This is a genomic window from Streptomyces sp. CNB091, assembly GCF_000377965.1.
This window is the reverse complement of sequence record NZ_KB898995.1, coordinates 51,065-72,655: the sequence shown is the minus strand read 5'-3', so window position 1 is coordinate 72,655 and position 21,591 is coordinate 51,065. Positions and strand designations below refer to the sequence as shown.

The 21,591-nt window shown below is 72.3% G+C and carries 17 protein-coding genes; 7 read left to right on the top strand and 10 right to left on the bottom strand.

The genetic code is table 11. From position 1 onward, the window contains the following. Nucleotides 1–61 precede the first annotated feature (61 nt). From murD to rsmH, 7 genes are all read right to left on the bottom strand, one after another. Complete coding sequence (murD, locus tag D581_RS0112095; protein ID WP_032752683.1) at nt 62–1,507, bottom strand: UDP-N-acetylmuramoyl-L-alanine--D-glutamate ligase; 1,446 nt, start codon at nt 1,505–1,507, stop codon at nt 62–64. After that, on the bottom strand, nt 1,489–2,559 hold the full coding sequence (gene mraY / locus D581_RS0112090) for a phospho-N-acetylmuramoyl-pentapeptide-transferase (RefSeq protein WP_018957480.1): 1,071 nt from the start codon (nt 2,557–2,559) through the stop codon (nt 1,489–1,491). The genes murD and mraY overlap by 19 nt, the downstream gene beginning before the upstream one ends. After that, complete coding sequence (locus D581_RS0112085) at nt 2,556–3,977, bottom strand: UDP-N-acetylmuramoyl-tripeptide--D-alanyl-D-alanine ligase (protein ID WP_018957479.1); 1,422 nt, start codon at nt 3,975–3,977, stop codon at nt 2,556–2,558. The genes mraY and D581_RS0112085 overlap by 4 nt, the downstream gene beginning before the upstream one ends. Before the next feature lie 4 nt (nt 3,978–3,981). Continuing rightward, nucleotides 3,982–5,700 carry a UDP-N-acetylmuramoyl-L-alanyl-D-glutamate--2,6-diaminopimelate ligase gene (locus D581_RS0112080; RefSeq protein ID WP_026290443.1) on the bottom strand — a complete coding sequence of 573 codons (1,719 nt, stop codon included), beginning with the start codon at nt 5,698–5,700 and terminating at the stop codon, nt 3,982–3,984. 40 nt (nt 5,701–5,740) lie between these two features. Beyond that, on the bottom strand, nt 5,741–7,729 hold the full coding sequence (locus D581_RS0112075; RefSeq protein WP_026290442.1) for a peptidoglycan D,D-transpeptidase FtsI family protein: 1,989 nt from the start codon (nt 7,727–7,729) through the stop codon (nt 5,741–5,743). A gap of 4 nt (nt 7,730–7,733) precedes the next feature. Continuing rightward, nucleotides 7,734–8,303 carry a cell division protein FtsL gene (ftsL, locus tag D581_RS0112070; RefSeq protein WP_018957476.1) on the bottom strand — a complete coding sequence of 190 codons (570 nt, stop codon included), beginning with the start codon at nt 8,301–8,303 and terminating at the stop codon, nt 7,734–7,736. A gap of 61 nt (nt 8,304–8,364) precedes the next feature. Next, on the bottom strand, nt 8,365–9,330 hold the full coding sequence (rsmH, locus tag D581_RS0112065) for a 16S rRNA (cytosine(1402)-N(4))-methyltransferase RsmH (RefSeq protein WP_026290441.1): 966 nt from the start codon (nt 9,328–9,330) through the stop codon (nt 8,365–8,367). Between the two features lie 427 nt (nt 9,331–9,757). On the opposite strand from rsmH, the gene D581_RS0112060 reads away from it, so the two are divergent. From D581_RS0112060 to D581_RS0112045, 4 genes are all read left to right on the top strand, one after another. Further along, nucleotides 9,758–10,321, top strand: coding sequence for a beta-class carbonic anhydrase (locus tag D581_RS0112060; RefSeq protein ID WP_026290440.1), 564 nt, complete (start codon nt 9,758–9,760; stop codon nt 10,319–10,321). Between the two features lie 252 nt (nt 10,322–10,573). Then, nucleotides 10,574–11,626: an AAA family ATPase gene (locus D581_RS0112055; protein ID WP_018957473.1), complete on the top strand. Its 1,053-nt coding sequence runs from the start codon at nt 10,574–10,576 to the stop codon at nt 11,624–11,626. Next, on the top strand, nt 11,626–12,993 hold the full coding sequence (locus D581_RS0112050) for a DUF58 domain-containing protein (RefSeq protein ID WP_018957472.1): 1,368 nt from the start codon (nt 11,626–11,628) through the stop codon (nt 12,991–12,993). Before D581_RS0112055 ends, D581_RS0112050 begins: the two co-directional genes overlap by 1 nt. After that, nucleotides 12,990–15,410 (top strand): transglutaminase TgpA family protein, encoded by a 2,421-nt coding sequence (locus D581_RS0112045; protein ID WP_018957471.1) that lies wholly within the window; start codon nt 12,990–12,992, stop codon nt 15,408–15,410. Before D581_RS0112050 ends, D581_RS0112045 begins: the two co-directional genes overlap by 4 nt. Before the next feature lie 325 nt (nt 15,411–15,735). Here D581_RS0112045 and D581_RS0112040 read toward each other — a convergent pair whose 3' ends face one another. The 3 genes from D581_RS0112040 to D581_RS0112030 all read right to left on the bottom strand — a co-directional run bounded on the left by D581_RS0112040 (nt 15,736) and on the right by D581_RS0112030 (nt 17,772). Further along, nucleotides 15,736–16,140, bottom strand: coding sequence for a DUF3040 domain-containing protein (locus tag D581_RS0112040; RefSeq protein ID WP_018957470.1), 405 nt, complete (start codon nt 16,138–16,140; stop codon nt 15,736–15,738). 247 nt (nt 16,141–16,387) lie between these two features. Next, nucleotides 16,388–17,146: a methyltransferase gene (locus D581_RS0112035; RefSeq protein WP_018957469.1), complete on the bottom strand. Its 759-nt coding sequence runs from the start codon at nt 17,144–17,146 to the stop codon at nt 16,388–16,390. A gap of 98 nt (nt 17,147–17,244) precedes the next feature. Continuing rightward, nucleotides 17,245–17,772, bottom strand: a complete 528-nt coding sequence (locus D581_RS0112030; protein ID WP_018957468.1) for an SAV_6107 family HEPN domain-containing protein — start codon at nt 17,770–17,772, stop codon at nt 17,245–17,247. 165 nt (nt 17,773–17,937) lie between these two features. Here D581_RS0112030 and D581_RS0112025 point away from each other — a divergent pair, with 165 nt between their 5' ends. From D581_RS0112025 to D581_RS0112015, 3 genes are read left to right on the top strand one after another with little or no spacing between them, the layout of a single operon-like run. Further along, the gene (locus tag D581_RS0112025) at nt 17,938–18,675 is read left to right on the top strand and encodes an ATP-binding cassette domain-containing protein (protein ID WP_018957467.1); all 738 of its coding nucleotides are present in this window, start codon (nt 17,938–17,940) and stop codon (nt 18,673–18,675) included. Beyond that, a complete protein-coding gene (locus tag D581_RS0112020) occupies nt 18,668–20,755 on the top strand; it encodes a YhgE/Pip domain-containing protein (protein ID WP_018957466.1) in 2,088 nt (695 codons plus the stop codon). The genes D581_RS0112025 and D581_RS0112020 overlap by 8 nt, the downstream gene beginning before the upstream one ends. A 53-nt stretch (nt 20,756–20,808) precedes the next feature. Further along, nucleotides 20,809–21,420 carry a TetR/AcrR family transcriptional regulator gene (locus tag D581_RS0112015; RefSeq protein WP_018957465.1) on the top strand — a complete coding sequence of 204 codons (612 nt, stop codon included), beginning with the start codon at nt 20,809–20,811 and terminating at the stop codon, nt 21,418–21,420. Nucleotides 21,421–21,591 lie beyond the last annotated feature (171 nt).

Sequence of the window (21,591 nt, the reverse complement as noted above, 5' to 3'; positions counted from 1 at the left end):
GCTGTCCCCTCCACTGCTCGTGCCCGGGGCCCGTGGACCCCGGGCGCGGAGGCCCCGTCGGTCAGGCGCTCTCGTCGGCGCGTGCGCGGACCGCGTCCGCGAACGCCTCGCCCCGCTTGTTGTAGTTGGTGAACATGTCCATCGAGGCACAGGCCGGGGCCAGCAGTACCGTATCGCCCGGCCGGGCGAGCTCGGCCGCCCGCGCGACCGCTTCGGACATCGCCCCAGTGTCGGTCCGGTCGAGGTCGACCACCGGGACTTCGGGGGCGTGTCGCGTCAGGGCTTCGTGGATCAGCGCCCGGTCGGCGCCGATCAGCACGACCCCGCGCAGCCGCTTCGCCGCGCCGGTGACCAGCTCGTCGAACGTGGCGCCCTTCGCCAGTCCGCCCGCGATCCAGACGATGGAGTCGTAGGCGGCGAGGGAGGCCTCGGTGGCATGGGTGTTGGTGGCCTTCGAGTCGTCCACGTAAGCGACTTCGCCGATGTCCGCGACGTGTTCGATGCGGTGGGCGTCCGGCCGGAAGGCGCGCAGTCCGTCGCGGACCGCGGCCGGTTCCACGCCGAAGGCGCGGGCGAGAGCGGCGGCGGCGAGTGCGTTGGCGATGTTGTGCGGGGCCGGCGGGTTGACGTCGGTGACCTCGGCCAGTTCCTGGGCCTGCTTCTGGCGGTTGGCGACGAAGGCCCGGTCGACGAGGATGCCGTCGACCACGCCGAGCTGCGAGGGGCCGGGGGCGCCGAGGGTGAAGCCGATGGCCCGGCAGCCCTCTTCGACGTCCGCCTCGCGCACCAGGTCCTCGGTGGCCGGGTCGGCCGCGTTGTAGACACAGGCGACCGTGTTGCCCTCGTAGACGCGGCCCTTGTCCGCGGCGTACGCCGCCATCGAGCCGTGCCAGTCGAGGTGGTCCGGGGCCAGGTTGAGGACGGCGGCGGAGTGGGCGCGCAAGGAGGGCGCCCAGTGCAGTTGGTAGCTGGAGAGTTCGACGGCGAGGACGTCGTACTCGGTCTCGCCGAGCACCGCGTCCAGCAGGGATACCCCGATGTTGCCGACGGCCGCGGTGCGCAGGCCCGCGGCCTGAAGGATCGAGGCCAGCATCCGTACGGTCGTGGTCTTGCCGTTGGTGCCGGTGACCGCGAGCCAGGGGGCGGGCTCGCGGCCGTTGGTCCCGCGCAGGCGCCAGGCCAGTTCGACGTCGCCCCAGACCGGGACGCCCGCCTCGGCGGCAGCCAGGAAGAGCGGCTTGTCCGGCTGCCAGCCGGGGGCGGTGACGACGAGTTCCGTGGAGGGCGGCAGGGTCGCGCCGTCGCCGAGGCGCACGGTGACGCCGAGCGCCTCCAGTTCGGCCGCCTGCGCGCGGGCGCGCTCGTCGTCTCCGTCGTTGACGACGGTGACGAGCGCGCCGCGCTCGTGCAGGGCGCGGGCCGCGGGGATCCCGCTGACGCCGAGCCCGGCGACGGTGACGTGCTTGCCCTGCCAGTCCACGGTGCTGCTCACTTCTTGGCTGCCCATCCCGCGTAGAAGAGGCCGAGGCCGACGATGACGCACATGCCCTGGATGATCCAGAAGCGGACCACGACAAGGACTTCGGACCACCCCTTGAGTTCGAAGTGGTGCTGGAGGGGCGCCATCCGGAAGACCCGCTTGCCGGTCATCTTGAACGAACCGACCTGGATGACCACGGACATGGTGATCATCACGAAGAGGCCGCCGAGGACGGCCATCAGGAGCTCGGTGCGGGAGAGGATCGCGAGGCCAGCGATCGCGCCGCCGAGGGCGAGCGAGCCGGTGTCGCCCATGAAGATCTTGGCGGGCGAGGTGTTCCACCAGAGGAAGCCGAAGCAGGCGCCCATCAGGGCGGCGGCGACGACGGCGAGGTCGAGCGGGTCGCGTACCTCGAAACAGGCGCTCGGGTTGGTCAGCTTGTCCGCGTTGGCGCAGGACTCCTGGAACTGCCAGAGGCCGATGAAGGTGTAGGCGCCGAAGACCATGACGGAGGCGCCGGTGGCCAGACCGTCGAGGCCGTCGGTGAGGTTCACGCCGTTGGACATGGCGAGGATCATGAACAGTGCCCAGACGCAGAACAGCACCGGGCCGATGGACCAGCCGAAGTCCTCCACGAAGGAGAGCCGGTCGGAGGCCGGGGTGCTGCCCGCGGAGTTGGGGAACTGGAGCGAGAGCACCGCGAAGGCGATGCCGACGATCAGCTGTCCCGCCATCTTCGCCTTGGCCCGCAGACCGAGCGAACGCTGCTTGACGATCTTGATGTAGTCGTCGAGGAACCCGACGAGGCCCATCCCTGCCATGAGGAACAGCACGAGGACGCCGGAGTAGCGGATGTCCTCACCCGTGATGACCTTCGCGAGGAGGTACGCGATGATCGTCGCCAGGATGAAGGCGATGCCGCCCATCGTGGGCGTGCCCTTCTTGCTGCCGTGCGTGCGCGGGCCGTCGTCCCGGATGAACTGCCCGTATCCCTTGCGGGCCAGCAGCTTGATCAGCAGCGGGGTACCGACCAGGGTCAGGAAGAGCCCGATGGCCCCCGCGAAGAGGATCTGCCTCATCGGCCGGCGACCTCGCCCTCGGTCGAGTTCTCCAGCAGTGCCTGGGCGACCTTCTCCAGGCCGACCGACCGGGACGCCTTCACCAGCACGACGTCTCCCGGGCGCAGTTCACTGCGCAACAGGTCGACGGCCGCCTGTGCGTCGGACACGTGCACCGACTCCTCACCCCACGAACCCTCGTTATATGCGCCCAGTTGCAGCCAGGAGGCTTCTCTCCCCCCGACAGCTACGAGCTTGCTGACGTTGAGCCGGACGGCGAGCCGTCCGACCGCGTCGTGCTCGGCGAGCGACGCGTCACCGAGCTCGGCCATCTGACCGAGCACCGCCCAGGTGCGTCCCCCGTCGGCCCCTCGGGCCTGGCCCATGGCAGCCAGCGCACGCAGTGCGGCTCTCATGGATTCGGGGTTCGCGTTGTAGGCGTCGTTGACGACCGTCACACCGTCCGGACGCTCGGTGACCTCCATGCGCCAGCGGGAGAGGGTGCCCGCCTCCGAGAGCGCCTCGGCGATCTCGGTCACGGACATGCCCAACTCATGGGCGACGGCGGCCGCGGCGAGCGCGTTCGACACGTGGTGCTCACCGTACAGGCGCATGGTCACGTCGCTGCACCCGGTGGGTGTGTGGAGCTCGAAGGCGGGCCGCCCGTCGGCGGTCATTCTGACCTTCTCGCCCCGTACGTCCGCTTCCGGGGCTTCTCCGAAGAGCAGCACCCGGGCCTGGGTGCGCGAGGCCATGGCGCGGACGAGCGGGTCGTCCGCGTTGAGCACGGCGCAGCCGTCCTCGGGCAGGACCTCGACCAGCTCGCCCTTGGCCTGGGCGATGGCCTCCCGGCTGCCGAACTCGCCGAGGTGCGCGGAGCCGACGTTCAGGACGAGGCCGATGCGGGGCGGGGTGAGGTTGGCCAGGTAGTGGATGTGGCCGACGCCGCGGGCCCCCATCTCCAGGACCAGGTGCTCGGTCTCGGCGGTGGCGGTCAGCGCCGTGACCGGCAGGCCGATCTCGTTGTTGAGGGAGCCGGGCGTCCAGACGGTCGGGCCCTTGCGCTGGAGGAGCTGCGCGATCAGGTCCTTGGTGGACGTCTTGCCGGCGGATCCGGTGAGCCCGACGACGGTGGTGCCGAGGCGTTCGACCACGGCGCGGGCGAGGGCGCCGAGCGCGCCGACGACGTCGTCCACGACGATCGCCGGAACGCCGACGGGGCGGGCCGCCAGGACGGCCGCGGCGCCCGTCTCGACGGCGCGCCGGGCGTAGTCGTGGCCGTCGACCCGTTCGCCGGCGAACGCGGCGAACAGGCTGCCTGGCGCGACCTCGCGGGAGTCGATGACGACGGGTCCGGTCACGGTGACTGCCGGATCCGGTATGTCGTACGGCTGCCCGCCGACGATTTCGGCGATCTCGGCGAGGGAAAGGGTGATCACTTGGTCATCCCTGACTGTTGTTCTCGAGGTGAGGGGCACGGTCCGCGGCGCCGGGGCGCGTCAGGGACCGCTCGATGGCTGCGTGCAGGACCTTGCGGTCGTCGAAGGCGCGTACCACCCCGTGGATGTCCTGGCCCTGTTCGTGCCCCTTGCCCGCGACGAGGACGGTGTCGCCCGCCTCCGCGCGGGCGACGGCGGCGGCGATGGCCGAGGCGCGGTCGGCGTCGACCAGCACGTCGCCGCGCTCGTGGACGGGCACTTCGGCGGCGCCGGAGAGCATCGCGGCGAGGATCGCGAGGGGGTCCTCGGAGCGGGGGTTGTCGGAGGTCAGCACGGCGGTGTCGGCGAGCCGGGCGGCTGCCGCGCCCATCGGGCCGCGCTTGGTGGTGTCGCGGTCGCCGCCGCAGCCGAGGACGATGTGCACCTTGCCCTCGGTGACCTTGCGCAGGGAGCGCAGTACGGACTCGACGGCGTCGGTCTTGTGCGCGTAGTCGACGACGGCGAGGTAGGGCTGTCCGGCGTCCACCCGCTCCAGCCGGCCGGGGACCCCGGGGACGGCCGCGATGCCGTCGGCGGCGGTCTGCGGGTCGACGCCCGCGACGGCCAGCGTGACGATGGCGGCGAGGGTGTTCGCGACGTTGAACGGGCCGGGCAGCGGGGCGCGGGCGGTGATCCGCTCGCCCTTCGGGCCGACGGCGGTGAAGGTGCTGTCCTGCGGTCCGACCTCGACGTCCTCGGCGTGCCAGTCGGCGTCCGGGTGGCCCTCGACGGAGAAGCTGGTGACCGGCACCCCGGACTCGGTCAGGAGCCTGCGGCCGTACTCGTCGTCGAAGTTCACGACGCCGCGGTGGCTGCGTTCGGGGGTGAACAGCTGGGCCTTGGCCTGGAAGTAGTCCTCCATGCCGGAGTGGAACTCCATGTGCTCCGGGCTGAGGTTGTTGAAGACGGCGACGTCGAAGACGCAGCCGTCGACCCGGCCGAGCACCAGGGCGTGGCTGGAGACCTCCATCGCGACGGCCTCGACGCCGCGTTCGCGCATGACGGCGAACAGGGCCTGGAGGTCGGTGGCTTCTGGGGTGGTGCGCTCGGACTTGATGCGCTCGTCGCCGATCCGCATCTCGACGGTGCCGATCAGCCCGGTGGGGCGTCCGGCGGCGCGCAGTCCGCCCTCGACGAGGTACGCGGTGGTGGTCTTGCCCGAGGTGCCGGTGATGCCGAGCTGGAGCAGGCCGATGCCGGGCCGCCCGTAGATGTCGGCTGCCAGCTCGCCCATGACGGCGCGCGGGTCCTCGGTGACCAGCACCGGCAGGCCGGTGGCCGCGGCGCGTTCGGCGCCGGCGGGGTCGGTGAGGACGGCGGCGGCGCCGAGGCCGGCTGCCTGGGCCGCGAAGTCGGCGCCGTGGAAGCGGGCGCCGGGCAGGGCCGCGTACACGTCTCCGGGTCGCACGGCCCGTGAGTCGTGGGTGATGCCGGTGACCTCACCGGTCCCGGCCGTTTCTACGCCGAGCCGGTCTGCCAGCTCGCCGAGAGGGGTGGGCCGGAGCCGGTCCGGTCGGGGCGCTCCCGGGTAGGTCACAGGCGCGTCCTTCTGAGAGGTTTGGGACTGATCAGCGTGGGGCACGGCGGTGAGCGTACCGGGCCGGTGCGGCGTCTCGCGAAGCGAGGGACCTTGGTTCCGGCGGTTCTCGTTCCGGTTCCCTGGATCGGGGGTGATGGTTGTCACTGAGGGTTCCCTTGGAGGAGATGCTCGCGCATCCCCGTGTTCACTCGCCGGGTTTGAAGGACACCGGCAGCCGGGGCGGCTCGCTGCCGGACGGTGGGGTCTGGAGCGTCTTGAGCGCGAACTCCATGACCTGCTTGTAGATCGGGCCGCAGATCTGGCCGCCGAAGTAGCTGCCCTTGGTGGGGTTCTGGATCGCGCAGTAGACGGTGACCTGTGGGTTGTCGGCGGGGGCGAAGCCCGCGAAGGAGGCGGTGTAGCCCTTGTAGACGCCGCGGACGGGGTCGACGCGGTTGGCGGTGCCGGTCTTGCCCGCGACCCGGTAGCCGGGGATGGCGGCCTTGGTGCCGGTCCCTTCCCGATCGTCGACGACGGACTCCAGCATCGTCGCCAGGGTCTTGGCGGTCTTCTCGCTGACCACCCGGTTCTCCTCGGGGGCCTCGGCGGCCGTGAAGCGCCCGTCGGAGCCCTTGGCGCCGCGGACGAGGGTGGGGGCGATCCGTACGCCGCCGTTGGCGATGGTGGAGTAGACCGAGGCGGCCTGGACGGCGTTGAGCGAGAGGCCCTGGCCGAAGGGGATCGTGTACTGCTGCGAGGTCGACCAGTCCTTGGGGTGGGCCAGCAGTCCCGGCGACTCCCCGGGGTAGCCGAGCCCGGTCTTGGAGCCGAGGCCGAACTTGCGCAGGTAGGAGTAGAGGACCCGGTTGGACTCCGCCTGGGTCTTGCCGAGCTGACCCGTCGCCAGGATGGTGCCGATGTTGCTGGACTTGGCGAGGACCCCGTTGAGCGTGAGGTACCAGGTGGGGTGGTCCACGTCGTCCTTGAAGAGCCGGTCGCCGCGGTGCAACCGGTTGGGGACGGTGACGTGGGTGCCGGGTGTGGCGGCCTTCTCCTCCAGGACGGCGGCCATGGACATGACCTTGCTGGTGGAGCCGGGCTCGTACACGTCCTGGAGGGCGGCGTTGCCGAGAGAGGCGGAGGTCGCCTGGGAGAGGTCGTTGGGGTCGTAGCCGGGGGCGTTGGCCATGGCCAGCAGCTCGCCGGTCCGCGTGTTCTGGACGATGACGTAGCCGCGGTCGGCCTTGGACTTCTCGACCTGGTCGCTGATGGCCTTCTGGGCGGCCCACTGGATGTCGCGGTCGATGGTCAGCTCGATGTCGGAGCCGGGCACGGCCGGGATCTCGCTGCTGCCCGCGGTGGGGACCCGGCGGCCGCCGGCCTGGGCGTAGCGGATCATGCCGTCCTCGCCGGCGAGTTCCTTGTCGAGCTGCGATTCGAGGCCGCCGCCGCCCTTGCCGTCGGCGCTGACGAATCCCAGTATCCCGGCGGCGAGATCTCCGTTGGGGTAGACGCGCTTGGTGGTGGGCACCTGGAGGACGCCGGCCAGGACGTCGGCTCCCGGACCACCCTTCAGCTTGTCCTCGTACGCCTTCTCGGCGAAGACGGACTTGAGGTCCTTGATCTGCTTCCAGACCTGGGGGGTCTGCCGGTAGGCGAGGACGGTGTAGCGGGACTTGGGCGCCGACAGCTTCTTGACGAGCTCGTCGACGTCCTTGCCCAGGATCGGGGCGAGCAGGGCCGCCGCCTGCTGGGGCGCGTCGGGGGCCTTGCTGTCCTCGGGCGTGAACATCTTCGGGTCGGCCGTGATGTTGTGCGCGTCCACGCTGGTGGCGAGCGCGACGCCCTTGCGGTCGGTGATCTCGCCGCGCTCGGCGGCGACCGTGTACTCCAGGTAGCGGTTCTTCTCCGCCTTGGCCGCGTACGCGCTGGCGTCGACGGCCTGGACCTGGAGCAGGCGGGCCACGAAGGCCAGCATGACCAGCGTCAGCCCGAGGCTGACGAGCCGCAGCCGGGGGCGGGGGCTGCCGAGGCGCAGGGAGCGCTGTGCGCCTGGGCGCGCGGTGGTGCGCCCCGGGGAGGAACGGGGGCGGCGGGCCGGTGGGCGCGCGCCGGGGCGGCCGGATCCCGATCCCCCGCTGCGGGGGCGGGCCGGGCCGGGTACGCGGCGGCGCGGCGGTTCCTTGGGCGGCACTGCGTCACCTGCCGGGGCTCGTCGGGGGCGGGGTGCTCTCCGCCGCGGTTGCGGGGTCGGGCTCGGTCGCGAGGGCGGTCGCGGGGACGGATCCGGAGGGCGAGGCGGAGCCGAAGGGCACGGCCGGGGTCCCGGCGGCGGGGGTGCCGGCGTCGGCCGGGGCGCTGGGGCTCGGCGTGGGGCTGGGGCTCGGCGACGGCGGGGCGGTGGCCTCGGTGGGGTTGCCGCGGACCGTGCCGTCGGGGTTCAGGAATGCGGGGCTGCCGCCGGGGACCATGCCCAGCTCCCGGGCCCGGCGTTCCAGGGCGTCGGGCTGGGAACGGCTGTCGACGTCGCGCTGGAGCGCCTGCTGCTCGTCGGTGAGTTCGGTGGTGTCCCGCTTCAGCTCGCTGAGCCTGAACGATCCTTCGTTGAGCGCGGAGTTCAGCAGGAGCAAGGTGATGAGCCCGCCGCCCAGAAGCAGGACGACCAGCAGCACGAAGGGGGTACGGGCCGCCGTGCTGGGCCCGGTGGACGGCATCAGCCGGGCGAGCCGCGCGGCCCGCCCCTTCAGTGGTGCGGCCGGTTTGCTCACCGTACGGCTCCCCTGCCGCCCGGCGCCGGGCGGCCGCTGCGCGTCGGGCGACGGCGGGTGCTCATCGCTCCTCCGCGCGGATGCGCTGGGCGCCGCGCAGCCGGGCGGGAGCGGCGCGCCGGTTCTCGGCGACCTCCTCCTCGGCGGGCAGCTCGGCGCCCCGGGTGAGCTGCTTCAGCCGGGGCTGGTAGCGCTCGGGAACGACGGGCAGGCCGGGGGGCGCGGTGTTGGCGGCGCCGGCCGCGAAGACCTGCTTGACCAGCCGGTCCTCCAGCGAGTGGTAGGACAGCACGGCGATGCGGCCGCCGACGTCGAGGCACTGGACGGCGGCCGGAATGGCCCGCTCCAGGACGCTCAGCTCGCCGTTGACCTCGATACGCAGGGCCTGGAAGGTCCGCTTCGCGGGGTTGCCGCCGGTGCGCTTGGCGGCCTGCGGCAGCGCGTCGCGGATCAGCTCGACGAGCCGGGCGCTGTTGCTGAACGGCTCCTTCTCGCGCTCGCGGACGACGGCGGAGACGATCCGCTTGGCCTGCTTCTCCTCGCCGTACTGACGCAGGATCCGGACCAGTTCGCCGGGCGGATAGGTATTGAGCACCTCGGCGGCGCCCATGCCGGTGCTCTGGTCCATCCGCATGTCGAGCGGGGCGTCCTGGGCGTACGCGAACCCGCGGTCGGCCTCGTCCAGTTGCATGGAGGAGACGCCGAGGTCGAACAGCACGCCCTGGACCTTCGGGATCCCGAGCCGTGCGAGGACCTCGGGGAGCTCGTCGTAGACCGCGTGGACGAGGGTGGCGCGGTCGCCGTAGGGGGCGAGCCGTTCGCCGGAGAGGCGGAGGGCCTCCTTGTCGCGGTCCAGGGCGATCAGCCGGGCGGTGGGGAAGGAGGCGAGCAGCGCCTCGCTGTGGCCGCCGAGGCCGAGGGTGCAGTCGACGACCACGGGTTCCGGGTGGGCCGGGTCCTGGAGAGCCGGGGCCAACAGGTCCAGACACCTCTGGAGCATCACGGGGACGTGTCGGGTCTGGCTCAAGGCGCCCTCTCAGGCTCTGTCCCGCGCGGCCGGCACGTACGTCCTGGTCCCCGCCCGCTCTGAAGGGGAGGTCGCCGGCGCCGGGGAAGGGGCGTCGGCCGACCGAGAGCGGGAGAGGGCCGGGTCGCACGTACGCCGCACATCACGGGGGAAATACGGAATATGCAGGAGGTGCAGGGGGTGCGATGGGGCAGTGGATACGGCGGTGGTCGGTGACTTCGCGTTACTTTAGTCCACCCTGCCATTCGATCGATTCACGATCAACGAACCGGGCAGCGAGTCGCGCCACCCGTCCGGATGCGGCGAACTCACCCGAACGGGTGCACCCCCGCGCGTCTTGTGGGTTAGCTCACAACAAGCCGAGTTGACGTTTTTTGTCCGCTCTCACAGCACGCCCGGGCCAGGCGGGAAGGCTAACGTCGTATCCATGTCGACTTCTGCTCACTCTCCCGCCGAGTCCGTGACGTCCACCGCTGCGGCGGTCCGTGAGGGGGGCCAGGTCACCGACCGGCTCGTCGCCCTGAACGCCGGGTACGCCGAGGACTTCCGCGATCCGGGCATGGACGCGCGCCCCGTCCTCCAGGTGGCCGTGGTCGCCTGCATGGACGCCCGTCTCGACCTGCACGCGGCGCTCGGCCTGGAGCTCGGCGACTGCCACACCATCCGTAACGCGGGCGGCGTGGTCACCGACGACGTGATCCGCTCGCTGACCATCAGCCAGCGGGCGCTCGGCACCCGCAGCGTGGTCCTCATCCACCACACCAACTGCGGCCTGGAGTCCCTCACCGAGGACTTCCGGCAGGAGCTGGAGCGCGAGGTGGGCCAGCGTCCGGTCTGGGCGGTCGAGGCCTACACGGACGCCGACCAGGACGTACGCCAGTCGATGCAGCGGGTGCGCACCTCACCGTTCCTGCTCCACACCGACGACGTGCGCGGGTTCGTCTTCGACGTGACCACCGGCCTGCTGCGCGAGATCCACTCCGTTTCCTGAACGCGCCCACCTCGCTTTCCCGGCCCTCCGCCGCACCTCACGCACGCGTCACCGCGTCTCGCGGTGCCGAAATCGCGACAGACGCTGACTTTTCACACCCACTTATCCACAGGCGAGTGACACGAAGCGGTAACGGCAACAAGAATGCGGGTGTGACATCCCCGGGCCTTCCGGCGGAGTGTCCGATTTTTTCGGGGTGGGCCGCGCGGGTACGCGCGACGGCCCCTGCGCAAAAGGGCCGAGGAGGGCCGGGTGACGACCTATGACGATCGAGCGAGCCTCACGGATCTGACCACCACAGCAGAGCGGGTGCGCGGGTCGGTGGAGAGTGTGATCGAGGGCAAGCCCGAGGTCGTACGGCTATCGCTGACGGTGCTCCTCGCCGAGGGGCATCTCCTCATCGAGGACGTCCCCGGTGTCGGCAAGACCATGCTGGCCAAGGCGCTGGCGCGGTCCATCGACTGTTCGGTGCGACGGATCCAGTTCACACCGGACCTGCTGCCCTCGGACATCACCGGTGTGTCGATCTTCGACCAGCAGCGGCGGGACTTCGAGTTCAAGCCGGGCGCGATCTTCGCCCAGATCGTGATCGGCGACGAGATCAACCGCGCCTCGCCGAAGACCCAGTCGGCGCTGCTGGAGTCGATGGAGGAGCGCCAGGTCACCATCGACGGGCACTCCTACGAGCTGCCCGACCCGTTCATGGTGGTGGCCACCCAGAACCCGGTCGAGATGGAGGGCACCTACCCGCTGCCCGAGGCCCAGCGCGACCGCTTCATGGCCCGGGTCTCCATCGGCTACCCCAGCCCGGAGGCCGAGCTCCAGATGCTCGACGTGCACGGGGGCGTCTCCCCGCTGGACGACCTCCAGCCGGTGGCCCACGCCCACGACATCGTGAAGCTGATCGACGCCGTCCGTACGGTGCATGTCGCCGACGCCGTGCGGCGCTACGCCGTGGAGCTCGTCGGGGCCACCCGGAGCCACCCCGATCTGAGACTCGGCGCCTCCCCGCGCGCGACGCTGCACCTGCTGCGCGCCGCGAAGGCGTCCGCCGCGCTCAGCGGGCGCGACTACGCCCTGCCGGACGACGTGCAGGCGCTGGCCACGCCGGTGCTCGCGCACCGGCTGCTGCCGACCGCCCAGGCCCAGCTGAACCGCCGCACGGCGGAGCAGGTGGTCCTGGAGATCATCCAGCGCACCCCCGTGCCGACCTCGGCCGGTGGCACCGCGCCGCCCGCGCCGGTGGGGCAGGAGCCGGGCCGCCCGCTGTACCACCAGCAGCAGCCCGGGGCACGGCGGCTGTGATGGCGGCCGGCGAGCCCGGCGCCGTGGAGGACGGCGACAGGAAGGGCGGCCTCCGGGCGGCCCTGGGCGGACTGACCACCCGGGGACGCTCGTTCCTGGCCGCCGGTCTCGCCGCCGCCGTCTGCGCGTACGTCCTGGGCCAGGGCGATCTGCTGCGGGTCGGACTGCTGCTGGCCGTGCTGCCCCTGGTCTGCGTGACCGTGCTCTACCGCACCCGCTACCGGGTGACGGGCACCCGGCGGCTCTCACCGTCGCGCGTGCCCGCGGGCGCGGAGGCCCGGGTGCACCTGCGGATGGAGAACGTCTCCCGGCTGCCCACCGGACTGCTGATGCTCCAGGACCGCGTTCCGTACGTCCTCGGCCCGCGCCCCCGCTTCGTCCTGGACCGGGTGGAGGCGGGCGGCAGGCGCGAGGTGTCCTACCGGGTCCGCTCCGACCTGCGCGGACGCTATCCGCTGGGCCCGTTGCAGCTGCGGCTGAGCGACCCGTTCGGGATGTGCGAGCTGACCCGCTCCTTCAGCGCGTACGACACCCTCGTCGTCGTCCCGCGCACGGTGCCGCTGCCCGTGCTGCGGCTGGCGGGCGAGGCCTCCGGATACGGCGACGGGCGGCAGCGGTCCCTCGCGCTGGCCGGTGAGGACGACATCATTCCGCGCGGCTACCGGCACGGCGACGATCTGCGCCGGGTCCACTGGCGCTCCACCGCCCGCCACGGCGAGCTGATGGTGCGCCGCGAGGAACAGCCGCAGCGGGCCAGGTGCACGGTCCTGCTGGACACCCGGGGGATCGGCTACCAGGGCGCCGGCCCCGACTCCGCCTTCGAATGGGCGGTCTCCGGGGCGGCCTCGGCGCTGGTGCACATGCTGGAGCGCGGCTTCGCCGTACGGCTGCTCACGGACGACGGGAACGCGGTGCCCGGCGAGGGGTCGGGCGGTTACGCGGGCTCGACCCAGGAGTCCGCGGACTCGGCGGGCCTGATGCTCGACACGCTCGCGGTGGTCGGCCATTCCGACGGCGGGGGCCTCTCGCGCGCCCATGACGTGCTGCGCGGCGGCAACGAGGGACTGCTCATCGCCTTCTTCGGCGATCTGGACGAGGAACAGGCCGCGGTCGCGGCCCGGATGCGGCAGCGGGCCGGGGCGGGGGTCGCCTTCGTCCTCGACAGCGCCGCCTGGGCCGGCGACGAGGACGGCGCGGGGCGGGCCGAGGAGCGGCTGCGGCGGCTGCGCGAGTCGGGCTGGACCGCGGTGCCCGTGGAGCCGGGGGCCGAACTGCCCGCGCTGTGGCAGCTGGCGGGCGGGATGCGCACGGATTCACCGTCGGCCACGAGCGGCGGCGCGACAGGTTTCACGGGGAGATGGTCATGAGCGGGCGGGCCAGGCTGGCGCTGTGCGCCTATGCGGCGACTCTGCTGGCGGCGGGGGCGCTGATCCCGCTGGTGGAGGGGGTCGGCTGGCTGGTGCAGGCGGCGGTGCTGCTCGGCGTCCAGAGCGGGGTGGGCGCCCTCGCGCGCCGGGTGCCGCTGGCGAGGACGCTGACCATCGGCGTCCAGACGCTGGTCACCCTGCTGCTGCTGACGCTGGTGTTCGTCCGGGACCACGCCCTGTTCGGGGTGGTGCCGGGGCCGGGGGCCCTCATGCGCCTCGGTGAGCTGCTGGTGGCGGGCGGGGAGGACGTCGGCACGTTCGCCATCCCGGCCCCGATGACCGACGGCATCAAGCTGATGGTGGTCGGCGGGGTGGTCCTGATCGGCCTTGCCGTGGACGCCCTGGCGGTGACCTTCCGCAGCGCGGCCCCCGCAGGACTGCCCCTCCTCGCCCTGTACTCGGTCGCGGCCGGTCTCTCCGACGGCGGAGCGAGCTGGCTGTGGTTCCTGCTGGCCGCCTCCGGCTATCTGCTGCTCCTGCTGGCGGAGGGCCGGGACCGGCTCTCCCAGTGGGGCCGCGTCTTCGGTGGCGCCACGCGGAATTCGGGCGGTCTGGCCGACGGGCTGGCCGGGGTGAGCGGCGGCTCCTCCCCCGTCCGGACCGGGCGGCGGATCGGCGTGTTCGCGCTCGGCATCGCCCTGGTGGCCCCCCTGGCCCTGCCCGCCCTGGACAGCGGCCTGCTGGGCGGCGACGGGCCGGGGAACGGCAGGGGCAGCGGCGGTGGCACCATCTCCGCGGTGAATCCGCTGGTCTCGCTGCAGAACAACCTCAACCAGCCGGACAACCGGGAGGTGATGACGTACCGCAGCAACATCGAGGACCCGCAGAGTCTCTACCTCCGGATCCTGGCCCTGGACGAGTTCAACGGCAGCGAGTGGCGTTCCTCCACCCGCCGGCTGACGGACGTTCCCGACCGCCTCCCGCAGCCCACCGGTCTCGGCAGGGACGTCTCCGTCACCGAGGTCCGGACGAACATCTCCGCGTCGCGCTCCTACCAGCAGACCTATCTGCCGCTCCCCTACCCGGCCAGCGAAGTCCGCGTCGACGGTCGCTGGCGGTACGAACCCGAGGGCCGCACCCTGGTCGGCGACGACGGGCAGACCACGCGCGACGCGCGTTACGAGGTCGGCAGTCTGGTCGTCGAACCCACGGCGGACCAGCTCGCGGCCGCGGGCTCACCGCCCGAGGAGCTGGTCCGCGAATACACCCAGGTTCCCGGCTCCCTGCCGAAGGTGGTCGCCGAGACCGCCGAGCAGGTCACCGAAGGCGCGTCCAACGCCTACGAGCAGGCCGTGAAACTCCAGGACTGGTTCGCGTCCGACGGCGGCTTCACGTACGACACGACGGTCACCTCGGGGACGGGGTCGTCCGCCATCGCCCGGTTCCTCAGCGACAAGGAGGGCTTCTGCGTCCACTTCTCCTTCTCGATGGCCGCGATGGCGCGGACGCTGGGCATCCCGGCCCGGGTGGCGGTGGGCTTCACCCCGGGGACCGTGCAGGCGGACGGGGCGATGTCGGTCGGGCTGCGTGACGCGCACGCCTGGCCCGAGCTGTATTTCGAGGGGGTCGGGTGGACCCGGTTCGAGCCCACGCCGAGCCGGGGCAGCACGCCCTCGTGGACCCGCCCCGAAGTCCCCACGGACAGTGCGAGCGACGCCGCCGAGCCCTCCGCGGAGACCTCCGACGAGCCGTCCGCGGCGCCCACCGCCGAGGACAGCTGCCCGCCGCAGTTGCGTCAGGAAGGCGGGTGCGGTCCCTCGCAGGAGCCGGGAGCCGCGCTGCCGACCGACCGGGGCACTCCGCTCTGGAAGGTGCTGCTGGTGGTCCACGCGGCGGTCCTGCTGGTGGCGGCGCTGGCGTTGTCGCCGCTGCTGTGGCGGATCCGGACGCGGAATCGCCGGCTGGGCTCCGGGGGCCGTACGCCCGCGGACGCCGCCGCGCGCACGCTGGCTGCCTGGCGGGAGATCACCGATGTGGCCTGGGACCACGGCATCGCGCCGGACGGGTCGCTGACGCCACGGAAGGCGGCGGCCAGGATCGTGCGGCTGGGCCGCCTCGACACCACCGCGGCCGAGGCGGTGCACCGGATCGCGGGCTCGGTGGAGCAGGTGCTGTACGCCGCCGAGCCGCGCCCCGCGTCGGGACTGACCGAGGACGCGCAGGCGGTACGGGCGGCTCTGCGGGCATCGGCCGACCGCTCTGTCCGACTGCGGGCAACGCTCCTGCCCCGATCGTCCGTCCGGGTGGTGTGGGCCCTCGCGGAGCGCCGGTCGGCCCTCGGTGAGCGATGGGCGGGCCGCCCGGGAGCCGGTCGCTGGACGGCCCGGCTGCGTCGCCTCACCCGTCAGCACGGCTGAGGCGACCGGGGCGAGGCACGACAGAGCCTCCGGTCCCGGACCCTGGCAGGGTCCGGGACCGGAGGCTCAGCGCTGTCGGGTCGGGCAGCGGCGCCTCTGCCGGCGGTGCGGTCGGGCAAGGGGCATCGTGGGCAACGGCTCGCGTGGCGCCGTCGGACGACGGCTGAGGGGTGGCCGCAGAGATTGCGGCCACCCCTCACCCATCGGTGTCACGTACCTCCGCCCGGCCCTGCGGAGAAGAGCAGGACCCAGGTCGTGTCCGCACCGTCTCGTCCGGCCCGCCCGGAGGGCGGACGACGACACGGTGCGGACACTCCCCAGGTGTCTACTGGCCCTGTTCGTCGCGGCGGCGCTGCCACCGCTGCTCGATGCGGTTCATCATCGACCGGCGTTGTCTCGGTCGGCGGCCTGCGCCGCTGTCCCCGCTGCCTGCGGCAGCCGGCTGTTGCTCACCGGGCTTGGGCGCCTTGCGCCATCCGGTGACCGCGAGCACGGCGCAGCCGAGCATGACGAGGAACCCCACCACGCTGATCCAGATCTGTTGGGCGACCATTCCGGCCATGAGGAGCGCGATACCCACCAGGAAGCCAGCGACCGCCTGATAGACCCTTTTCCGGGTGTACGTACGCAGTCCGCTTCCCTCGAGCGCTGTCGCGAACTTGGGATCTTCGGCGTACAGCGCTCGCTCCATCTGCTCGAGCATGCGCTGCTCGTGCTCCGAGAGCGGCACGGGATCCTCCTCGTCGTCGGCCGCGGGGGCGACCGGTATGCGGCCCTTCCAGGATAGGCAGGGATTCGCCCCCGTGAAACCCGCCCTCTAGCGCTCAGCCAGTCCGGACCGCTGTGTCGGCTCGGCTGCTGAGGCGTAGATTCCCCGACGACCGATCCGCCATGCCGGATGGTGTCACCCGATCATACGGGGCGTACGCCCGGTACGGGGGTCCTGAGTCCCACTCCGTCCGCGCTTGCGTTGCTGATCAGCGGCGCTTCTCGCCCAGAACGTGGAGCTGGGTGGCGACGGAGTGGAACGCGGGCTGCTCGGCGACCGCCGCTTCGAGCTTGAGGAGCGCCTCCATGGCGCCGGGCTCGGTGTCCACCAGGACGCCCGGCACGAGGTCGGCGAAGACCCGGACCCCGTGCACCGCGGTGATCTCCAGACCGGCCGAGGAGACCAGGCCGGAGAGCTGCTCGGCGGTGAACCTGCGGGGCACCGGGTCCCCCTCGCCCCAACGGCCCGCCGGGTCGGTGAGCGCCTGCCGGGCCTCCGTGAAGTGACCGGCGAGCGCGCGGGCCAGGACGGCTCCGCCCAGGCCGGCGGCCAGCAGGCTGAGCGCGCCGGAGGGTCGCAGCGCCTCGACCGCGTTGCGCACGCCCTCGGCGGGCTCGTCGACGTACTCCAGGACGCCGTGGCAGAGCACCGCGTCGAAGCCGTCGCGCTCCACGACGTCGAAGAGACCGAGGATGTCGCCCTGGACTCCCCGGACCCGGTCGGCGACCCCGGCCTCGGCCGCGCGGCGCTCCAGCGCGAAGAGCGCGTTGGGGCTGGGGTCGACGACGGTGACCCGGTGGCCCAGCCGGGCCGCGGGCACGGCGAAGTTGCCGGTGCCGCCGCCGGTATCCAGAACATCCAGGGCGTCCCTGCCGGTCGCCTTGACCTGACGGTCCAGAGCGTCCTTGAGGACCTCCCAGACCACGGCGGTACGGAGGGAGGCGCGGGGGCGCGGCTGGTCCGACACAGCAGATGACTCCTCGGCAACGTGCCGCCGGGGACGGCGGAGCGTGAACAGTGCGGGTGGTGCGGTGAGCGGTCACCACCCTATTGCCTCGCCCCGGGTCACCCGCCGCCCGGACGCTCCGGGCGTGGTTGCGGGAGCACCGGCTGGAGGACCAGGAGCCGTTCCACCAGGCGCAGGAACATGGCAGCGTCGCGCAGCAGGTCGTCGGCGTCGCGCCCGCTGGCGGCTCCCGGCATACCGGCCTCCGCACGGGCCCGGCGCAGGGCTCCCGAGGCGAAGAGGGCGCTCCATTCGGTCAGTTCCGGTGCTGTCTCCGGGAGGACCTCCCAGGCGCTGCGGATGCGTTCGCGGCGGCGCTTGTTCGTCTCGGGGCGGCCTCGGGCGGCCAGCACGGCCGCCGCGGTGCGCAGGGCGGCGAGGTGCGCGGTGGCGTACCGCTCGTTCGGCTCGTGGAGCACGGCGGCCTCGTCGAGGCCGGAGCGGGCCTTGGCGAGCAGTTCGAGAGCGGCGGGCGGCGCCGTGCTGCGGCGCAGCACGGGGTGGACATCGCCGGCCGGACCGGTCAGTGAGGGGGCAGGGCTGCCTGCGCGGCGCCGCGGGGCGGCGGCTGCGGACGAGCTGGCCATGACGAACCTCCTGTCGTCGTGTGACGGCTTCGTGGCCGTCTGTGTCCATGGTGGCGGGCCCCACTGACAATCGACCTCAGTACGCCCCTGAGCTGCCGTTTTGCTTCGAGCGCGCGTTCGGACTACCTTTTTGCACTGACTGGTCAGTTCAAAAGGGGAGGGTCTGTGGAGAGCCCGCACGGCGCGGCTGTCGCCGCCGAGGACTTCGGACTGGAAGGGCCGCGCGGTTGCGTCTTCCGGAACGTGACGTTCAGTGCCGAGCCAGGAACGCTGGTGGCCATCGAGGGACCCTCGGGATCGGGCCGCACCTGCCTGCTGCTCGCCCTGACCGGCCGGATGCGCCCCACCGGGGGCCGCGCCGAGACCGGCGGGCTGCGACTGCCCGAGCAGGCCGCCGCCGTCCGCCGGATCGCCGCCCTGGGGCCGGTCCCGGGCGTCAGCGAGCTGGACCCCGCCTTCACCGTCGCCGAGCACCTGGGCGAGCGCGCCCTCCTCCAGGGCCGCTACGGCGCCTCCCTGCGCACCCTGCTGCGCCCGCGCGCCGAACGCCGGGCAGCGGCCCGGGCCCGGGTCGACGGGGCTCTTGAGGCCGCGGGGCTCGACCTCGCCACGCTGCCCAAGGCGGGGCGCACCTCCGTACGGGATCTGGAGCGTCTTGAGGCGCTGCGGCTGTCCATAGCGCTAGCGCTGATCGGCGAGCCGCGGCTGCTCGCCGTCGACGACACCGATCTCAAGCTCCCGGACGCCGAACGCGACCGGGCCTGGGAGCTGCTGCGCGCCGTGGCCGACGCCGGGACGACCGTGCTCGCCGTGTGCAGCGAGGCCCCCGGGGACGCCCAGGTCGTGCGTACCGCGCCCGTCGCCGAGGAACCCACCACCGATGAGGAGACGGCCGATGCGTAGCCCGAAGCTGGCCGCGCTCGAGTTGAAGCGGTTCGGGCGGGGGAGGCTGCCGGCCGCCGCGCTGGTGGCTCTGCTGCTCCTGCCTCTGCTCTACGGCGCCCTGTACCTGTACTCCTTCTGGGACCCGTACGGGAAGCTCGACAAGCTGCCCGTCGCCCTGGTCAACGACGACAGGGGGGCCACCAGCGACGGCAAGCGCGTCGCGGCCGGGGACGAGATCAGCGAGAAGCTGCTCGACTCCAAGGTGTTCGACTGGCACGAGGTCAGCTCCGCCGAGGCCGAGAAGGGCGTCGAGGACGGTACGTACTACCTCTCGCTGACGATGCCGTCGGACTTCAGCAGGAAGATCGCGTCCAGCGGCGGGGACTCCCCCGAGACCGGCGCGCTCCAGGTGCGGACGAACGACGCGAACAACTACATCGTCGGGCAGATCTCCAGGACGGTCTTCGGAGAGGTGCGCAACGCCGCCTCCACGAACGCCTCCCGGTCCTTCCTCGACCGCATCTTCATCAACTTCTCCGATCTGCACGACAAGACCGCCGAGGCGGCCAAGGGGGCCGACGACCTCAAGGGCGGCATCTCGAAGGCGAAGCAGGGTTCCAAGGACCTCGCGGACGGTCTCAAGGACTCCAAGGCGGGCAGCAAGAAGCTCTCCGACGGGATCGTCAAACTGAACCAGGGCTCGCGGGACCTCGCCACGGGCTCCGCCCAGGTGGCCGGCGGCACCCAGGTCCTGGCCGACAAGGTCAACGGGATCGCCGATGACGTGCGCCCCTTCTTCCGGGACAACGGGAAGTCCATCCGCGACACGGCCCGGCTGGTCGCCGACGCCTCCGGGGCCGTACGGCACAACCTGGACCTGCTGGTGAAGAGCGCGCCCACCGCCGCCGCCGGCGCCGAGGAGGCGGCCGACGAGCTGACCGGGATCCACCGCACCCGGTGCGAGGAGGCCGACGAGCCCGACGCCACGGTCTGCCCCCCGCTGGAGCGCGCGAAGGTCACGGCCGACGACGTCGCGAAGATCGCCGCCGATGTGAACACCCTGGTCACGAACCAGAACGGCGACCTGAAGAAGCTGAGCACCCAGCTGACCGCCTTCCAGAAGCAGGCCGACGACCTCGCGAAGCGCGCGCCGACGCTGGACGACGACCTGGCGTCGGCCGTGGCCAAGGTCAATGAGCTGAACACCGGTGCCCAGAAGGTCGCCAAGGGCGCGCGGGCGCTGCACACCGGACTCGGCGGCGCGCAGACCGGCTCCAGCGACCTGGACACCGGCGTCGGCAAGCTGAAGACCGGCGCGGAGAACCTGGACGGCGGACTCTTCCGGCTCGGCGACGGCTCGACCGAGCTGGCCCGGGGCCTCAACGACGGCGTCGACAAGATCCCGGACTACGACAGGAAGGACCGCGACGCGCGGACCGACGTCATGGCCGACCCCGTCCAGCTGGCCTCCAAGTCGCTGCACGAGGCACCCAATTACGGCACCGGCTTCGCCCCGTACTTCATCCCACTGTCCCTGTGGGTCGGCGCGATGGTGGCGTACATGCTGATCCAGCCGCTCAACAGGCGGGCGCTCGCCGCCGGGGCCTCCTCGTGGCGGATCGCGCTCGCCGGCTGGCTCCCGGTCGCCGCCATCGGCACGCTCCAGGTCGGCGCCCTGATGGCCGTCCTGCACTGGGGTCTCGGCCTCCAGATGACCCACGCCGCCGGAACGATCGGTTTCCTGGCTCTGGTGACCTGCTGCTTCGCCGCGATCGTGCAGTGGCTGAACGCCTGCTTCGGGGCGGCCGGGCGGATCCTGGTGCTGGTGGTGCTGATGCTCCAGCTGACCTCGGCCGGGGGCACCTACCCCGTCCAGACCAGCCCCGGCTTCTTCGGCGCGATCCACCCGTACCTCCCCATGACGTACGTCGTCGAGGGGCTGCGCAGGCTGATCACGGGCGGCCCTCTCGGCCCGGTGTGGCTGGGCTGCGCGGTGCTGGGGGCCTTCACCGTCGGCGCGCTGGCCCTGACCGCGTTCACCGCCCGCCGCAAGCAGGTGTGGAGCCTGAGCCGGCTGCACCCGGAGCTGAGCCTGTGAGTGCGGCGGGAGCAGCGCCTGCGAGCGCGGCGGGGCCTGAAAGAATCGGCGTCATGGAAAGCAGTGGCACCACGCGCCGCCAGGCCACCCGGCAGAGGCTCTACGAGGCGGCGGTGACGCTCATCGCCGAGAAGGGGTTCTCGGCGACCACCGTCGACGAGATCGCCGAGCGGGCCGGGGTCGCCAAGGGCACGGTCTATTACAACTTCAAGAGCAAGACCGAGCTGTTCGAGGAGCTGCTCCGGCACGGCGTGGGGCTGCTGACGGCCTCGCTGCGGGCCGCGGCCGAGGAGTCCGAGGAGCGCGGCGGCACCCGGGTCGAGGCGCTGGACGCGATGATCCGGGCCGGGCTCGCCTTCATCGACCGCTACCCGGCCTTCACCCAGCTGTACGTGGCCGAGCTCTGGCGCACCAACCGCGCGTGGCAGTCCACCCTGCTGGTGGTACGTCAGGAGGCCGTCGCGGTCGTCGAGGACGTGCTGCGGGAGGCCGTGGACAGCGGTGAGCTGAGCGAGGAGATCGACATCCCGCTGACGGCCGCCGCGCTGGTCGGAATGGTGCTGGTGGCGGCGCTGGACTGGCAGGCGTTCCAGCCGGAGCGCTCGATCGACGAGGTCCACTCGGCGCTGTCCCTGCTGCTGCACGGGCGGGTCAGCGGGCACTGAGGCCGGCCGGGCGCAGCGGGTCCTGGGCGTTCCGGCCGTCCGGGGCGGGTCGGGTCGGGTCGGGGGCGGGTCCGGGACGGGTCCAGGTCCGGGTCCGGGACGGGTCCAGGTCCGGGTCCGGGACGGGTCCAGGTCCGGGACGGGTCCAGGACGGGTCCGGGACGGGTCCAG

Bases quoted from the DNA above. Each gene is read 5' to 3' on its own strand.
- murD (WP_032752683.1), bottom strand. From the start codon at position 1,507: ATGGGCAGCCAAGAAGTGAGCAGCACCGTGGACTGGCAGGGCAAGCAC.
- mraY (WP_018957480.1), bottom strand. From the start codon at position 2,559: ATGAGGCAGATCCTCTTCGCGGGGGCCATCGGGCTCTTCCTGACCCTG.
- D581_RS0112060 (WP_026290440.1), top strand. From the start codon at position 9,758: ATGTCGACTTCTGCTCACTCTCCCGCCGAGTCCGTGACGTCCACCGCT.
- D581_RS0112050 (WP_018957472.1), top strand. From the start codon at position 11,626: ATGGCGGCCGGCGAGCCCGGCGCCGTGGAGGACGGCGACAGGAAGGGC.
- D581_RS0112045 (WP_018957471.1), top strand. From the start codon at position 12,990: ATGAGCGGGCGGGCCAGGCTGGCGCTGTGCGCCTATGCGGCGACTCTG.
- D581_RS0112030 (WP_018957468.1), bottom strand. From the start codon at position 17,772: ATGGCCAGCTCGTCCGCAGCCGCCGCCCCGCGGCGCCGCGCAGGCAGC.
- D581_RS0112020 (WP_018957466.1), top strand. From the start codon at position 18,668: ATGCGTAGCCCGAAGCTGGCCGCGCTCGAGTTGAAGCGGTTCGGGCGG.
- D581_RS0112015 (WP_018957465.1), top strand. From the start codon at position 20,809: ATGGAAAGCAGTGGCACCACGCGCCGCCAGGCCACCCGGCAGAGGCTC.